Raw genomic sequence first — 15,292 nt, forward strand, 5'->3', positions numbered from 1 at the left:
CGGCAGGGATCAGGTGCGGTATTCGGCGTTGATCTTCACGTACTCGTGAGACAGGTCGGTGGTCCAGATGGTTTCGCTGCAATCGCCGCGACCCAGTTCGATACGGATGGTGATTTCTTCCTGCTGCATCACCGCCGAGCCCTGGGCTTCGGTGTAGGTCGCGGCGCGGGCGCCACGGCTGGCGATGCACACTTCGCCAAGGAACACGTCGATCTTGCTCACGTCCAGATCCGGCACGCCGGCACGGCCGACGGCGGCGAGGATGCGACCCCAGTTCGGGTCGGACGCGAACAGTGCAGTCTTGATCAGCGGCGAGTGGGCCACGGTGTAGCCGACGTCCAGGCATTCCTGGTGATTGCCGCCGCCGTTGACTTCAACGGTCACGAACTTGGTCGCGCCTTCGCCGTCACGCACGATGGCCTGGGCCACGTCCATGCACACTTCAAACACGGCCTGCTTCAGCTTGGCGAACAGCTCGCCTTCGGCACGGGTGATTTCCGGCAGCGCAGCCTTGCCGGTGGCGATCAGCATGCAGCAGTCGTTGGTCGAGGTGTCGCCGTCGATGGTGATGCGGTTGAACGACTTGTTGGCGCCGTCCAGCATCAGGTTGTGCAGCACGTCGCGGGAGACTTTGGCGTCGGTGGCGATGTAACCGAGCATGGTCGCCATGTTCGGACGGATCATGCCCGCGCCTTTGCTGATGCCGGTGACGGTGATGGTCACGCCGTCATGCTGGAACTGGCGGCTGGCGCCTTTTGGCAGCGTGTCGGTGGTCATGATGCCGGTGGCGGCGGCTTCCCAGTTGTTTTCCGACAGATCGTCCAGCGCGGCCTGCAGCGCGTTTTCGATCTTCTCGACCGGCAGCGGCTCGCCGATCACGCCGGTGGAGTACGGCAGGATCTGGCTGGCATCGACGCCAGTCAGTTCAGCCAGTTTGGCGGTGGTGCGCTCGGCAGCAGCCAGGCCCGGTTCGCCGGTGCCGGCGTTGGCATTGCCGGTGTTGGTCAACAGGTAACGCACCGGGTTCTGCACGCGCTTCTTGGCCAGGATCACCGGCGCTGCACAGAAAGCGTTCAACGTGAACACGCCCGCCACGGTGGAACCTTCGGCACAACGCATCACGACGACATCCTTGCGCCCCGGGCGCTTGATGCCGGCCGAAGCGATACCGAGTTCAAAACCGGCAACCGGGTGCAACGTTGGCAAAGGACCAAGACCAACAGCCATGAATGCGCTCCTTACTCAATTATGTCAGCACCGCCAAGCGTAGTGGCGGTGGTGTAAATGGCAAAACGCCGCGACGGCTGGTGCCGGTCGCGGCGCGGGTATTTCAGCGATTGAAACGGGGTTTACTGGATCTGCCCGTGGCAATGCTTGAATTTCTTGCCCGAACCGCAGTAGCACAGTTCGTTGCGGCCCAGCTTCTGCTCGTTGCGGACCGGGGCGGTGGCGAGGGCCACATCGACCTCTTCACCGACCAGTTCCGGTTGCGCTTCCAGGCTAGGAGCCTCGGCGTGCTCGAACTGCATGCGGGCGGCCAGTGCTTCGGCTTCCTGACGCAGGCGTTGCTCTTCTTCGGCTGGATCTTCGCGGCGAACCTGAACGTGCGACAACACACGGATCGAGTCTCGCTTGATCGAATCCAGCAGCTCGGAGAACAGCGTGAAGGACTCGCGCTTGTATTCCTGCTTCGGGTTCTTCTGCGCATAACCACGCAGGTGGATGCCGTGACGCAGGTGATCCATGGTCGACAGGTGGTCTTTCCACAGGTCGTCCAGAACGCGCAGCACGATCTGCTTCTCGAACGAACGCAGGGCTTCGGCGCCAGCCTGGTCTTCTTTTTCGTTGTACGCGGCGATCAGCTCGTTCATCAGCTTCTCGCGCAGGGTTTCTTCGTACAGGTGATCGTCTTCGTCGAGCCATTGCTGGATCGGCAGTTTCACGCCGAAGTCGCTGGCGATCGACGCTTCCAGACCGGCCACGTCCCACTGCTCTGGCAGCGATTGCGGCGGAATGTGTGCGCTGACGGTGGCGTTCAGGACGTCCTGACGGAAATCAGCGATGGTTTCACCGATGTTGTCCGCCGCCAGCAACGTGTTACGCATGTGATAGATCACTTTACGCTGTTCGTTGTTGACGTCGTCGAACTCGAGCAGTTGCTTGCGAATGTCGAAGTTGCGGCCTTCAACCTTGCGCTGTGCCTTCTCGATGGCGTTGGTCACCATACGGTGCTCGATCGCTTCACCGGACTGCATGCCCAGGGCTTTCATGAAGTTCTTCACCCGGTCAGACGCGAAGATGCGCATCAGGCTGTCTTCCAGCGACAGGTAGAAGCGGCTGGAACCGGCGTCACCCTGACGGCCGGCACGGCCACGCAGCTGGTTGTCGATACGACGGGATTCGTGACGCTCGGAGGCGATCACCTGCAGACCGCCGGACTCCAGCACTTGCTGGTGACGCTTCTGCCAGTCGGCCTTGATCTGGGCGATCTGCTCGGGGGTCGGGTTTTCCAGCGACGCGACTTCAACTTCCCAGTTGCCGCCCAACAGGATGTCGGTACCACGACCGGCCATGTTGGTGGCGATAGTCAGTGCGCCCGGACGACCGGCCTGCGCGATGATTTCAGCTTCTTTTTCGTGGAACTTGGCGTTCAGAACCTTGTGTTCGATGCCTTCCTTCACGAGCAATGCGGACATGTGCTCGGAGGTTTCGATGGTCGCAGTACCCACCAGCACCGGACGGCCGGCGGCCATGCTTTCCTTGATGTCGTTGACGATCGCCGCGTATTTCTCTTCGGCGGTCAGGAACACCAGGTCGTTGTAGTCCTTACGGGCCAACGGCTTGTTGGTCGGGATCACGATGACCGGCAGGCCATAGATCTGATGGAATTCGAACGCTTCGGTGTCGGCCGTACCGGTCATGCCGGACAGTTTTTCGTACAGACGGAAGTAGTTCTGGAACGTGGTCGATGCCAGGGTCTGGCTCTCGGCCTGGATGTTCAGGTTTTCCTTGGCTTCGATGGCCTGGTGCAGGCCTTCGGACAGACGACGACCCGGCATGGTACGACCGGTGTGTTCGTCGACCAGCACGACCTGACCGTCCTGCACGATGTATTCGACGTTGCGATGGAACAGTTTGTGCGCACGCAGACCGGCATAGACGTGAGTCAGCAGGCTCAGGTTGTGCGCCGAGTACAGGCTCTCGCCCTCGGCCAGCAGACCGATGCTGGTCAGCTGGTCTTCGATGAACTGGTGACCGGATTCGTTGAGTTCGACCTGACGGGTCTTCTCGTCGACGGTGTAATGGCCTTCCTGGGTGACTTCGCCTTCGACTTCTTCGACGTGCAGCTTGAGTTTCGGGATCAGCTTGTTGATCTCGATGTACAGCTTGGAGCTGTCCTCGGCCTGACCGGAAATGATCAGAGGAGTACGCGCTTCGTCGATGAGGATGGAGTCGACTTCGTCGATCACGGCAAAGTTGAGTTCGCGCTGGAATTTCTCTTCCATGCTGAACGCCATGTTGTCGCGCAGGTAGTCGAACCCGAATTCGTTGTTGGTGCCGTAGGTGATGTCGGCGGCGTAGGCCAGACGTTTCTCTTCCGGCGGCTGGAACGGCGTCACGATGCCGACGCTCAGGCCGAGGAATTCATACAGCGGGCGCATCCAGTTGGCGTCACGGCGGGCCAGGTAGTCGTTCACGGTCACAACGTGCACGCCCTTGCCGGACAGCGCGTTGAGGTAAACACCCAGGGTACCCACCAGCGTCTTGCCTTCACCGGTACGCATTTCGGCGATCCGGCCTTCATGCAGGGTCATGCCGCCGATCAGCTGGACGTCGAAGTGGCGCATGCCCATGACACGCTTGCCGGCTTCGCGGGCGACCGCAAAGGCTTCCGGCAACAGCTTGTCGAGGGTCTCCCCCTTGGCAATGCGGTCCTTGAACTCTGCGGTCTTGGCGCGCAGTTGATCGTCCGAAAGGGCGACCATCTTCTCTTCGAAGGCATTGACGAGCTGCACCGTCTTGAGCATGCGTTTGACTTCACGCTCGTTCTTGCTTCCAAAAAGTTTCTTTAACAAAGGCGCAAACATATCGGCAGGATCTTCCACACTAAAGGGATGGAGGGCGGCCCCGTGAGTCGCCCGTGCAGCCCTCATGGCCGCATGCGAACGAGCATTCTACCCGGAAACGGTGGTGAGGAAAGTGGGGATATTCCACGATGCTGGCACTGCGCTTTGACGGGGCTCACTTAAAATAGGGGCGTTTTGCTCAACTTCAAGCCGTACAGCAAAGAAGTTAGTCGTTGATTTAATGGGCAAAGCAGGGACAAAAGCAATGGGCGAGTGAAATGGGTGCCATCTGCTACCATGGCGCCTCTGTCACTTCAGGTCCTAGATCATGGCATTTCGCCCTCTCACAGCCAGAGCGCCCGCCGTTCTGCTACGCGAAGCCAGGCCGTTGAAAGCCATCCTCGGTCATGCCCAGCGCCTGGCCCATCTGCAACGTCTGCTCGAAAGCCAGCTGCAACCCGCCGCCCGTGAACACTGCCATGTGGCCAAGTGGCGCGAAGGCGAACTGCTACTGATCGTCACCGACGGCCATTGGGCGACGCGCCTGCGCTATCAGCAGAAACGTCTGCAACGGCAACTGCAGATGTTCGATGAGTTCGCCAATCTGACGCGAATCAAGTTCGCCGTGCGGCCACCGACCATCCAGCGCGAAGCGAGCGGGCCGACGATCGACCTGTCGACGGATGCGGCGGCGACCATCCAGGCCACCGCCGACGGGATCAGCGATCCGAATCTGCGGGCGGCACTGGAACGACTGGCCGCCCACGCCAAACCCAAAACCTGAACCTCGTTGTTCAGCGGCGCTTGCTGCCGCCGAGCAACGAGCCCATCAGACCGCGCACCAACTGTTTACCCAGCGAATTCGCCGCCTGGCGCATCGCCGACTTGAGCGCCTGCCCCGCCGCCGTGCCGAGGAACTCTCCGGCCTTGTCCGCCAGACTCGGCTCTTCAGCGGCCGGTTTGCCCGGCGCCGCTTCAGCCTCCGGTGCCAGCCCCTTGCGACCCATCAGGATTTCATAGGCCGACTCGCGATCGATCGGCTTGTCATAACGGCCCTTGAACGGCGAGCCGGCAATCAGCATCGTGCGCTCGGTCTCGGTCAACGGCCCGATCCGTGATTGCGGTGGCGCCACCAATACTCGTTGCACCATTTCCGGCGTGCCCTTTTCCTGCAAAGTGCCGACCAGCGCCTCGCCAATCCCGAGTTCAGTGAGCACCGACAAGGTGTCGAACGCCGGATTCGGCCGGAAGCCATCGGCCACTGCCCGCAGGGATTTCTGTTCCTTGGCGGTGAACGCGCGCAGGCCGTGCTGGATCCGCAGCCCCAGCTGCGCCAGCACATCGTCCGGCAGATCGCCCGGCGACTGGGTGACGAAATACACGCCCACGCCTTTGGAACGGATCAGCCGCACCACTTGCTCCAAGCGCTCTTGCAAAGCCTTGGGCGTATCGCCGAACAACAAATGCGCCTCATCGAAAAACAGCGCCAGCAGCGGTTTGTCGGCATCGCCGCGTTCCGGCAGTTGCTCGAACAGTTCGGCCAGCAGCCACAGCAGGAAGGTCGCGTAGACCTTCGGCGCCTCATGCACCAGACGGCTGGCATCGAGCAAATGGATGCGCCCGCGACCGTCTGCCGTCGGTTGCAGAATGTCTTCCAGTTGCAGCGCCGGTTCGCCGAACAACGCTTCGGCGCCCTGCTGCTCCAGCGTCGCCAGACGCCGCAACAGTGCCTGACTGGAACCGGTGGTGAACAGCGCGGCGTCTTCGCCCAATAGCTGCGGATTGTCCTTGAGGTGATTGAGCAGCGCTTTCAGGTCTTTGAGATCCAGCAGCAACAGGCCTTCGCGATCCGCCACCTTGAACGCTGCGTACAACGCCGACTGCTGGCTATCGGTCAGTTCCAGCAAGGCGCCGATCAGCAGCGGGCCCATTTCACTCAACGTAGTGCGCAACGGATGACCGGACTGACCGTGAATGTCCCACAAGGTCACGGGATACGCCTGAGGCGTGTGCTTGAGCCACGGCATGCCGGCGATGCGCTCGGCAATCTTGCCCTGAGGGTTGCCGGCAGCACCGAGGCCGCACAGGTCGCCCTTGACGTCAGCGGCAAACACCGCGACCCCGGCGTCGCTGAACGCCTCGGCCAGACGCTGCAAGGTGACGGTCTTGCCGGTACCGGTCGCGCCGGCCACCAGTCCGTGACGGTTGGCCAGGCGCATGGCCTGGGCGATCGGTTGCCCGCCGAGGTCGGCGCCGATTACGAGTTGCGAAGATTCAGGCATTTGGTCACCCAATGGTTAATCTTTGATCGAGCATGGCCGATAGCTAAAGGTGACAGATGCGACTGACATCCGCATCGGAGATTTCCCTAAGGAGAAGCGGAAATACCTGCTTGTACCCATCAAGCCCACCTGGCGAGTATCTATAGAAGCACGCCCTGAATAATAAGACCTTAGCGGAACCCCAAGCCATGAACAAAAATCTGCGTTTCAGCCACAAAATCCTGCTTGCCGCCGCCCTCATCGTCATTGCCGCCTTCGCCTCGTTCACGCTGTACAACGACTGGTTGCAGCGCAATGCGATCCGCGAGGACCTGGACAATTACCTCAACGAGATGGGCGAAGTCACCGCCGACAACATCCAGACCTGGCTCAGCGGGCGCATCCTGCTGATCGAGAACGCGGCCCAGAACATCGCCATCAATCCCGAGCCTGCCGCCGTCGCCAGCCTGCTGGAACAGAAAGCCCTGACGTCGACCTTCATGGCGTCCTACCTCGGCGATGCCACCGGGCACTTCACCATCCGCCCGGACGCGAAGATGCCGGACGGTTTCGATCCGCGCGTTCGCCCTTGGTATAAAGGTGCCGAAAGCAGCAGCACCTCGACCCTGACCGAACCGTACATCGATGCGGCCACCGGCCAGACCATCATTTCCATCGCCACCGCCGCGAAAAAGGCCGGTCAGAGCGTGGGCGTGGTGGGCGGCGACCTGAGCCTGCAAACCCTGATCAACACCCTCAGCGCCCGGGACTTCTCCGGCATGGGCTACGCGTTCCTGGTCAGCGCCGACGGCAAGATCCTGGTGCACCCGGACAAGGCCCTGGTGATGAAATCACTGAAAGAAGCCTATCCGCAGGACACCCCGCGCATCAGCAGCGACTTCAGTGAAGTCACCGTCGACGGCAAGACCCGCATCGTCACCTTCACCCCGATCAAGGGCCTGCCGTCGGTGAACTGGTACATCGGTCTGTCGGTGGACAAGGACAAAGCTTTTTCGATGCTCAGCGAATTCCGCGCTTCGGCCGTGATCGCGACCGTGATTGCGGTGGCGATCATCATCGCCCTGCTCGGCATGCTGATCCGCATCCTGATCCAGCCGCTGCACGTGATGACCCGCGCCATGGAAGACATCGCCGACGGCGAAGGCGACCTGACCAAGCGCCTGACCATCCAGAACCAGGACGAATTCGGCGTGCTCGGCACCGCGTTCAACCGTTTCGTCGAACGTATTCACGGCTCGATCCGCGAAGTGTCGTCGGCCACCGGCCAGGTCAACGAAGTCGCCCTGCGCGTGGTAGCAGCCTCGAACTCGTCGATGTACAACTCCGACCAGCAAGCCTCGCGCACCAACAGCGTGGCGGCGGCGATCAACCAGCTCGGCGCCGCCGCCCAGGAAATCGCCCGCAACGCCGCCCAGGCCTCGACTCAGGCCAGCGACGCGCGCGGCCTGGCCGAAGACGGTCAGCAAGTGGTGGATCGCAGCATCAAGGCGATGAATCAGCTGTCGAGCATGCTCAGCGCGTCGAGCAGCAATATCGAATCGCTGAACAGCAAGACCGTGAACATCGGCCAGATCCTGGAAGTGATCACCAGCATTTCCCAGCAGACCAACCTGCTGGCGCTCAACGCGGCCATCGAGGCAGCACGTGCCGGTGAAGCCGGTCGTGGTTTTGCAGTGGTGGCGGACGAAGTGCGCAACCTCGCCCACCGCACCCAGGAATCGGCACAACAGGTGCAGACCATGATTGAGGAGCTGCAAGTCGGCGCCCGCGAATCCGTCAGCACCATGAGCGACAGCCAGCGCCACAGCCAGGACAGCGTGGACATCGCCAACCTCGCCGGCGAGCGCCTGAACAGCGTGACCCAGCGCATTGGTGAAATCGACGGGATGAACCAGTCGGTGGCGACCGCGACCGAGGAACAGACGGCTGTGGTCGAGTCGATCAACGTGGATATCACCGAGATCAATACGCTGAATCAGGAAGGTGTCGAGAACTTGCAGGCGACGTTGCGGGCTTGTTCGGATCTGGAGCAGCAGGCTTCGCGATTGAAGCAGTTGGTGGGTAGTTTCCGGATCTAAGATCAAGAGCTGAAGATCAAGAGCTTACCCCCTCATCGGAACGCCGCCCGCCCATCCCTCTCCCCCAGGGGGGCGAGGGGAAAGGGAGCAGATCTCCAGGGTTCTCAGGTCCTGAGCTCGACGCAAAACTGTCAGGTCGATGTATCACGACCAAACCCCTCGGTCAGTCCCCTCCCCCCCCCCTGGAAGAGGGTTAGGGAAAGGGAGGAGATCGGGGTTAATTCAAAACCTGAGTTCGGCTCGATATCTCAAGTCGATGTATAGCGAAAGAACCACTCGGTCAGTCCCCTCTCCCTCAGGGAAAGGGTTAGGGAAAGGGAGCTAATCGGGGTTAATTCAAAACCTGAGTTCGGCTCGATATCTCAGGTCGATGTATCACGACCAAACACCTCGGTCAGTCCCCTCTCCCTCTGGGAGAGGGTTAGGGTGAGGGCCTGGCGCCCTCAACCCCACCACAAATCCCCCTGCCGCCCCCCACCGCGAAACCCCGACCGAACATCTATTCTTGATAAAGGTCAACCAAGGGAGATCAACGCGGAGGGACGTTCACCGTGCATATCGCCGACATCACCATGTTCTACGCCCCGGCCAGCGGCGGCGTGCGCACCTATCTGGATGCCAAGCACCGTCGGCTGGGGGGCAAACCCGGCATCCGCCACAGCCTACTGATTCCCGGCGCGGATTTCGGCGAACGTGATGGCGTCTACACGGTTCCCGCCCCCGCCCTGCCCTTCGGCAAAGGCTATCGTTTCCCCCTGCGGCTGGCCCCTTGGCGAAACGTCCTGCAGGATCTGCAGCCTGATCTGATCGAAGTTGGTGATCCGTACCTCACCGCATGGGCTGCGCTCGATGCGCGTCGACAACTCGATGTGCCAGTGATCGGCTTCTATCACTCGGATCTGCCGCTATTGGTGGGCAACCGCATGGGCCACTGGGTCACGCCGAATGTCGATGCGTATGTGCGCAAGTTGTACGGCAATTTCGACCGGGTGCTGGCGCCCAGCCAGGTGATGGCCGACAAGCTCAGCGGGCTGGGCGTGCGCAATGTCTTCGTGCAACCGCTGGGCGTTGATCTGCACACCTTCCACCCGGATGCCCGCGACGCCGGATTGCGCAGCGAATTGGGGATCGCCGAGGACACGCGCCTGCTGATCTTCGCCGGTCGCGGCTCCAAAGAGAAAAACCTGCCGGTGCTGCTCGACTGCATGAAACGCCTGGGCCCGCGCTATCACCTGTTGCTGGTCGGTTCGTCGATGCCGGCGTCCCTCCCGGACAACGTTAGCGTAATCGACCGGTTCTGCCCGGCCGCGCAGGTCGCGCGGCTGATGGCCAGTGCCGACGCGCTGATCCACGCCGGCGATCAGGAAACCTTCGGCCTGGTGATTCTGGAGGCCATGGCCTGCGGCATTCCGGTGGTGGCGGTGGCGGCCGGGGCGTTCGAGGAAATCGTCAGCGAATCCTGCGGCCTGCTCTGCGCGCCGAACAATTCGCAGGCCATGGCCAATGCCGTACGCGAACTGTTCAGTCGCGGAACTGGCGTACTCGGCAAGCAGGCACGCCAGCATGTCGAACGGCATTACGCCTGGGACACGGTGGTCGACAGCCTGCTGGGTCATTATCACGCCGTACTCGGCGATTCGGTTCCTCGGGTGGTCAATGGCTGAATTTCACGAGCGCCCGGCGCTGATGCTGGTGCTGCATGACGTGGCGCCCTCCACGTGGGCCGATTATCGAGCGTTCGTCGAAGCCGTTGACCGGTTGGGCAACGTCCCGATGACGTGGCTGGTAGTCCCGGACTTTCATCGACACGATGCTCTTGAAGCCCATCCGGATTTTTGCCGAATGCTCGACCAGCGCGTCGCACGTGGCGATGAACTGGCCCTGCACGGCCACTTTCATGAAGACACCGAACCCGGCCCGCGCACCGCGCACGACTGGTTCATGCGCCGGATCTACACCCACGAAGGCGAGTTCTATCAGTTGTCCCGTGAAGCCACCCTCGCCCGCCTGCGCCCGGGCATCGATCTGTTTCGGCGCCACGACTGGCCGCTGCACGGTTTCGTCGCCCCGGCCTGGTTGATGAGCGCCGGCACGCGCCAGGCATTGCGCGAATTGCCACTGCGCTACACCAGCGATCCGCAGCGTCTTTATCACTTGCCGGAATTCACCGCGGTCGAGGCTCCGGGATTGGTCTGGAGCGCACGCAGTGCCTGGCGTCGCGGCATGTCGAAGTTCATCAGCGAACAGCGTGAGCAGCGCTGGCGTCAGGCGCCGGTGATTCGTCTAGGCTTGCACCCGGTGGACATGCGCCACCGCTTTTCCCGGGATTACTGGTGGCGCACCCTTGAACGACTGTTGGCGGACGGACGCGTGCCCATGACCAAAATCGACTGGCTGACGCGCCAGCGCACTCAAGCCGAGCGTGCCGCTTGAGCCGCGGCATTCTGTTGCTGATCGGCCTGCTGGTGGCCGTGGCGGTGCCCGTCCTGCTCGGGGGCGGCGAGACCTGGGGGCGCCTGCAAGCCTTTCCGCTGCGCTGGCTGTTGATCATGTTCGCCATGGTTCTGCTGTGCTGGGGCATCAACACCTTGCGCCTGCGGCTGTTGCTCGGCGATCAGCGTGACCGGGTCACGCCCGTCAAAAGCCTTGGGGTGGTGATGGCTGCCGAATTTGCCTGGTGCGCCACGCCCGGCGGCAGCGGTGGGCCGTTGACGATCATGGCGCTGCTGGCGCGCAGCGGCGTGCGCCCGGCCCGGGGCAGTGCCGTGTTTGCGATGGATCAGTTGAGCGATCTGCTGTTCTTTCTCTGCGCCCTGAGCGGGATCCTGATCTACGCGCTGTTCCAGCATCTCAGCGACCGTATGGAATGGCTGCTGATCGTCAGTGCCCTGTCGTTGACCGGTGGTCTGTTCAGTTGCGTGCTGGTCGCGCGTTATCACCGTCGATTGATTCGCCTGAGCGGGCGCCTGCTGGCCGGGATGAACGTCGAACCGCGTACCCGACGGCGCTGGGCGCGGCAGTTGCTGCACTTTCTGGCCGCTTTCACCGATGCGCTGAAATTGCCGTGGCAGACGTTGATCAAGGTGTTCGTCCTGACCTGCGTGCATTGGTCGCTGCGATACAGCGTGCTGTATCTGGCGTTGCGTGGGCTGGGGGCGGATGTGCAGTGGGCCTGGACGTTTCTGATCCAGATGCTTTCGCTGGGTGCGGGGCAATTCAGCCTGTTGCCGGGCGGTGCCGGTGCAGCGGAATTGACTTCGGCGGCGCTGCTGGCACCAATGGTCGGCAAATCGACCGCGGCGGCGGCGATCCTGATCTGGCGGGTGGTGACGTTTTACTTCTATCTGGTGGTCGGTGGTCCGGTGTTTCTATTGATGCTGGGCCGGCCGTTGCTGAAAAAACTGCTGAGCGTCAGACAGGCTTCTTGAGGTCATCCTCTTCGTCCTTGAGCTGTTCCCACAGTTCGGCAGCGCCGGGAAACTCCGTGCCGTCCTCCGGGCTCAGGTCATCCGGGTCATAGCGGCTCAGGCAACCCTCGCCGAGGGTGGCGGGTGCCTTGGAAGTGGCTTTGTCCAGTGGATCGCTCATCGGTAACTCCCCCAAGGTCCATGGATCGCTCCCACGCTCTGCGTGGGAGCGCACCTGAATCAGAACACCACGGTCTTGTTGCCGTGCACCAGCACGCGGTCTTCCAGGTGATAACGCAGGCCACGGGCCAGCACCATCTTCTCGACGTCACGGCCGAAACGCACCATGTCTTCGATGCTGTCGCTGTGGCTGACACGCACCACGTCCTGTTCGATGATCGGGCCGGCATCCAGCTCTTCGGTCACGTAGTGGCAGGTCGCACCGATCAGCTTCACGCCGCGCATCGAAGCCTGGTGGTAAGGCTTGGCACCGACGAACGACGGCAGGAAGCTGTGGTGAATGTTGATGACCTTGTGCGCATATTCGCGGCACATGTCCGGCGGCAGGATCTGCATGTAGCGCGCCAGCACCACCACTTCGGCGTCGTGCTGCTTGACCAGGCGCGACACTTCATCGAAGGCCGGTTGTTTGTCCTGCGGATTGACCGGCACGTGGTAATAAGGAATACCGTGCCACTCGACCATGCTGCGCAGGTCGTCGTGGTTGGAAATCACGCAGGAGATCTCGCAATCCAGTTCGTCGCTGTGCCAGCGGTGCAGCAGGTCAGCCAGGCAGTGGGATTCGCGGCTGGCCATCAGCACCACGCGTTTTTTCTGCTCGGTGTCGGTGATGCGCCAGTCCATCGAGAACTCTTCGGCGATCGGTGCAAACTTCTCGCGCAACACCTCGATACCGAAAGGCAGGGAATCGGCACGGATTTCGTGACGCATGAAGAACCAGCCGACCTGGTTATCCGAGTGGTGGCTCGCTTCGGTGATCCAGCCATTGTGGGCCGCCAGAAAGTTACTGACTTTGGCAACGATGCCAACGCGGTCCGGGCAAGAAATCACCAGCCGAAAAGTGCGCATGAGGGGGAAACTCCAGAACTTCGCAAAGGCGGCCATTCTAGCGACTGCGCGGGAAAACTGCAGTATTGATGACCCTCTGAGCCTCACGGCAGCCCGTCGCAGCTTTTTTGACGCCCGTAAACGCCAGAATGATGGCGCAGTAGTAGCCATGCATGAACAGGCTTGTGTGAATATCTGTGAAGACTCCATCACAATATTTAACTGAACATTCAATTCAGGGCTTTTCAACGTAACTAATTCAAATAAAAACCCCGGTTAAATGTTTACTTGATGAAACAGCCTGACTATTATTGCCGCACTGTCCCCTGCCATCGCGCACTCCCACATAAGGTAGTAATCATGTCCTTGATCAACGAATATCGTGCCACCGAAGAAGCTATCAAAGAGCTGCAAGCCCGTTTGAAGAACCTGTCGCAAGACGACAAACTGCAAGCCGAGCTGGAATTCGAAGGCAAACTGCGCACACTGATGGGCGAATATTCCAAATCCCTGCGCGACATCATCGCGCTGCTGGATCCAGAGTCCAAAACCAAAGCACCACGTGGTGGCGCAGCCAAAACTACCGGCACCAAGCGTGCTCGCAAAGTTAAACAATACAAAAACCCGCACAACGGCGAAGTCATCGAAACCAAAGGTGGCAACCACAAAACTCTGAAAGAGTGGAAAGCCAAGTGGGGCGGTGACGTGGTTGAAGGCTGGGCTACCCTGCTGGGCTAAGCCGCAACCCTTGTCGCAGAGCGCTTCTGTGACACAAAAAAACGCCAGCGAATGCTGGCGTTTTTTTATGCCCGGCATTCAAGCGCCGGACATGTTCGATTTCAAAGATCCAAACGTTTGCGCAATGCCTGGACATAGTTCTGCCATTCAACCAACACCTCGGTCTGCATCGGCGCAGCACTAAGCAGCCATTGCTCCATGGCCTCGGCAAAAGATTGCAAGGTATTAGGCGCACCCCACTCCGGCTCGGACAAGCGTTGCCGGCAAAAGGTTTTCCAGCGTTCTTGCTCTTCGAAATTCAACGTATCGGGAAAGTTACGTGCTCGATATCGAAACAACAATTCAGGCAAACGTTCATCATCGAACGGCCATTGCTCTCGCGCCAATTGAGCAGGATCGGTCGTCCTCACTTGCTCACATAAACGACGATCGCGATCACCGATAAATCCGTCGTACAACTGTTGTTCGGGATCTTCACTCGAAGTGAAATCTTCGCTGGCATAAATCGCCGAGACTTTATCTTTCCAAACTTGTTGTGCGTCACTTAGTCGCAATGCACGCGCCTGATACAACGCCATGTCCAGACCCAGACGCTGCTGATCTTCAGCTCTCAGCACCGCCAACGGCGCCACCACCGGGCACTTGTTGATGTGAATAAGCTTGAGCGGCACCGGCAACTCGCCTTCGGCCAGGTCGTCACGCCGGGTATACAGGCGCTGGCGCAATGTTTCGGCATCCAGGTCGAGCAGACCCTGAGGATCCAGGTGCAGATCACACACGATCAAAGCGTTCTTGTTGCGCGGATGCCAGGCCAGCGGCAGCACCACGCCGACATAACTGCGCGCAGCGGAGAAACGACCGGAGATGTGCACCATCGGTTGCAACAATCGAATCTGGTCCATGACCTTCTGTTTGCTGCGCAACTGGAACAGCCAGTCATACAGCTTCGGCTGCTTCTCGCGGATCAACCGGGCCAGGGCGATGGTGGCGCGAACGTCCGACAAGGCTTCGTGAGCATTGCCGTGGTCGATGTTGTTGGCGGCGGTCAGGCGTTCGAGCTTGAGCGTCACCTTGCCTTCGTCATCGGTCGGCCAGACCAGCCCATCGGGGCGCAACGCGTAGGCGGCGCGCACTACATCGATCAGGTCCCAGCGACTGTTGCCGCCCTGCCATTCACGGGCATAGGGATCGAAAAAGTTGCGGTACAGACTGTAGCGGGTCATCTCGTCGTCGAAGCGCAGGGTGTTGTACCCAGCGCCGCAGGTGCCGGGAGCCGCGAGCTGAGCATGGACCCGGGTCATGAAGTCGGCTTCGCTCAAACCCTGTTCGGCGAGGCGGCTCGGGGTGATGCCGGTGATCGCGCACGCCGCCGGGTGCGGCAGGATGTCTTCGCTGGGCTGGCAGTAGAGATTGACCGGCGCGTCGATTTCGTTGAGTTCGTGGTCGGTGCGGATCCCGGCCACCTGCAACGGGCGGTCGCATCGGGGATTGATGCCGGTGGTTTCGTAGTCGTACCAGAAAATGGAAGTCACGGGCGGTTCCTGAACTGAAGATCGGCAAAGTCTAGGCGTTCGACTGCGGTCGCGGCCAGCGCCGCATCATTCAGTCACCTTTGGTTGAAGGATGTGTATGACATAGTTATGTCGTTTCCC

12 protein-coding genes and 1 pseudogene are annotated in these 15,292 nt (G+C 60.8%); 7 read left to right on the forward strand and 6 right to left on the reverse strand.

What is annotated here, in order from left to right; translation table 11 throughout:
- Window positions 1-9: 9 nt before the first annotated feature.
- A complete protein-coding gene (gene argJ, locus M5G18_RS04355; RefSeq protein ID WP_273899277.1) occupies window positions 10-1,227 on the reverse strand; it encodes a bifunctional glutamate N-acetyltransferase/amino-acid acetyltransferase ArgJ in 1,218 nt (405 codons plus the stop codon).
- A 122-nt stretch (window positions 1,228-1,349) separates the two neighbouring features.
- The gene (secA, locus tag M5G18_RS04360; protein ID WP_273899276.1) at window positions 1,350-4,088 is read right to left on the reverse strand and encodes a preprotein translocase subunit SecA; all 2,739 of its coding nucleotides are present in this window, start codon (window positions 4,086-4,088) and stop codon (window positions 1,350-1,352) included.
- Window positions 4,089-4,395: 307 nt separating this feature from the next.
- Here secA and M5G18_RS04365 point away from each other — a divergent pair, with 307 nt between their 5' ends.
- Window positions 4,396-4,851, forward strand: a complete 456-nt coding sequence (locus tag M5G18_RS04365) for a DUF721 domain-containing protein (protein ID WP_007951226.1) — start codon at window positions 4,396-4,398, stop codon at window positions 4,849-4,851.
- A 10-nt stretch (window positions 4,852-4,861) separates the two neighbouring features.
- On the opposite strand, the gene M5G18_RS04370 is transcribed toward M5G18_RS04365, so the two are convergent.
- Complete coding sequence (locus tag M5G18_RS04370) at window positions 4,862-6,349, reverse strand: helicase HerA-like domain-containing protein (RefSeq protein ID WP_179693958.1); 1,488 nt, start codon at window positions 6,347-6,349, stop codon at window positions 4,862-4,864.
- Window positions 6,350-6,537: 188 nt separating this feature from the next.
- On the opposite strand from M5G18_RS04370, the pseudogene M5G18_RS28980 reads away from it, so the two are divergent.
- From M5G18_RS28980 to M5G18_RS04390, 5 genes and pseudogenes are all read left to right on the forward strand, one after another.
- Window positions 6,538-7,569: pseudogene (locus M5G18_RS28980) on the forward strand (HAMP domain-containing protein); the annotation flags it as partial.
- A gap of 93 nt (window positions 7,570-7,662) precedes the next feature.
- Entirely contained in the window at window positions 7,663-8,427 is a 765-nt protein-coding gene (locus tag M5G18_RS28985; RefSeq protein WP_371807424.1) for a methyl-accepting chemotaxis protein, read from the forward strand.
- Between the two features lie 551 nt (window positions 8,428-8,978).
- Entirely contained in the window at window positions 8,979-10,091 is a 1,113-nt protein-coding gene (locus M5G18_RS04380; RefSeq protein WP_273899274.1) for an N-acetylglucosaminyl phosphatidylglycerol synthase, read from the forward strand.
- The gene (locus M5G18_RS04385; RefSeq protein WP_273899273.1) at window positions 10,084-10,860 is read left to right on the forward strand and encodes an N-acetylglucosaminyl phosphatidylglycerol deacetylase; all 777 of its coding nucleotides are present in this window, start codon (window positions 10,084-10,086) and stop codon (window positions 10,858-10,860) included. Before M5G18_RS04380 ends, M5G18_RS04385 begins: the two co-directional genes overlap by 8 nt.
- A complete protein-coding gene (locus tag M5G18_RS04390; protein WP_273899271.1) occupies window positions 10,857-11,855 on the forward strand; it encodes a glucosaminyl phosphatidylglycerol flippase in 999 nt (332 codons plus the stop codon). The genes M5G18_RS04385 and M5G18_RS04390 overlap by 4 nt, the downstream gene beginning before the upstream one ends.
- On the opposite strand, the gene M5G18_RS04395 is transcribed toward M5G18_RS04390, so the two are convergent.
- On the reverse strand, window positions 11,839-12,015 hold the full coding sequence (locus M5G18_RS04395; RefSeq protein ID WP_007951232.1) for a hypothetical protein: 177 nt from the start codon (window positions 12,013-12,015) through the stop codon (window positions 11,839-11,841). The two genes, M5G18_RS04390 and M5G18_RS04395, sit on opposite strands and share 17 nt — an antisense overlap.
- 59 nt (window positions 12,016-12,074) lie before the next feature.
- On the reverse strand, window positions 12,075-12,923 hold the full coding sequence (purU, locus tag M5G18_RS04400; RefSeq protein WP_011335666.1) for a formyltetrahydrofolate deformylase: 849 nt from the start codon (window positions 12,921-12,923) through the stop codon (window positions 12,075-12,077).
- A gap of 339 nt (window positions 12,924-13,262) precedes the next feature.
- Between purU and mvaT the strand changes: the two genes are divergently transcribed.
- On the forward strand, window positions 13,263-13,640 hold the full coding sequence (gene mvaT / locus M5G18_RS04405; protein WP_007951234.1) for a histone-like nucleoid-structuring protein MvaT: 378 nt from the start codon (window positions 13,263-13,265) through the stop codon (window positions 13,638-13,640).
- A 101-nt stretch (window positions 13,641-13,741) separates the two neighbouring features.
- On the opposite strand, the gene sbcB is transcribed toward mvaT, so the two are convergent.
- Window positions 13,742-15,172 carry an exodeoxyribonuclease I gene (gene sbcB / locus M5G18_RS04410; RefSeq protein WP_273899270.1) on the reverse strand — a complete coding sequence of 477 codons (1,431 nt, stop codon included), beginning with the start codon at window positions 15,170-15,172 and terminating at the stop codon, window positions 13,742-13,744.
- Between the last annotated feature and the right edge of the window lie 120 nt (window positions 15,173-15,292).

Source organism: Pseudomonas aphyarum, assembly GCF_028657055.1.
Classification (GTDB): domain Bacteria; phylum Pseudomonadota; class Gammaproteobacteria; order Pseudomonadales; family Pseudomonadaceae; genus Aquipseudomonas; species Aquipseudomonas aphyarum.

Coding starts and splice junctions, on each gene's coding strand:
- argJ (WP_273899277.1), bottom strand. CDS start 1,227: ATGGCTGTTGGTCTTGGTCCTTTGCCAACGTTGCACCCGGTTGCCGGT.
- secA (WP_273899276.1), bottom strand. CDS start 4,088: ATGTTTGCGCCTTTGTTAAAGAAACTTTTTGGAAGCAAGAACGAGCGT.
- purU (WP_011335666.1), bottom strand. CDS start 12,923: ATGCGCACTTTTCGGCTGGTGATTTCTTGCCCGGACCGCGTTGGCATC.
- M5G18_RS04395 (WP_007951232.1), bottom strand. CDS start 12,015: ATGAGCGATCCACTGGACAAAGCCACTTCCAAGGCACCCGCCACCCTC.
- M5G18_RS04365 (WP_007951226.1), top strand. CDS start 4,396: ATGGCATTTCGCCCTCTCACAGCCAGAGCGCCCGCCGTTCTGCTACGC.
- M5G18_RS04385 (WP_273899273.1), top strand. CDS start 10,084: ATGGCTGAATTTCACGAGCGCCCGGCGCTGATGCTGGTGCTGCATGAC.
- M5G18_RS28985 (WP_371807424.1), top strand. CDS start 7,663: ATGTACAACTCCGACCAGCAAGCCTCGCGCACCAACAGCGTGGCGGCG.
- mvaT (WP_007951234.1), top strand. CDS start 13,263: ATGTCCTTGATCAACGAATATCGTGCCACCGAAGAAGCTATCAAAGAG.
- M5G18_RS04370 (WP_179693958.1), bottom strand. CDS start 6,349: ATGCCTGAATCTTCGCAACTCGTAATCGGCGCCGACCTCGGCGGGCAA.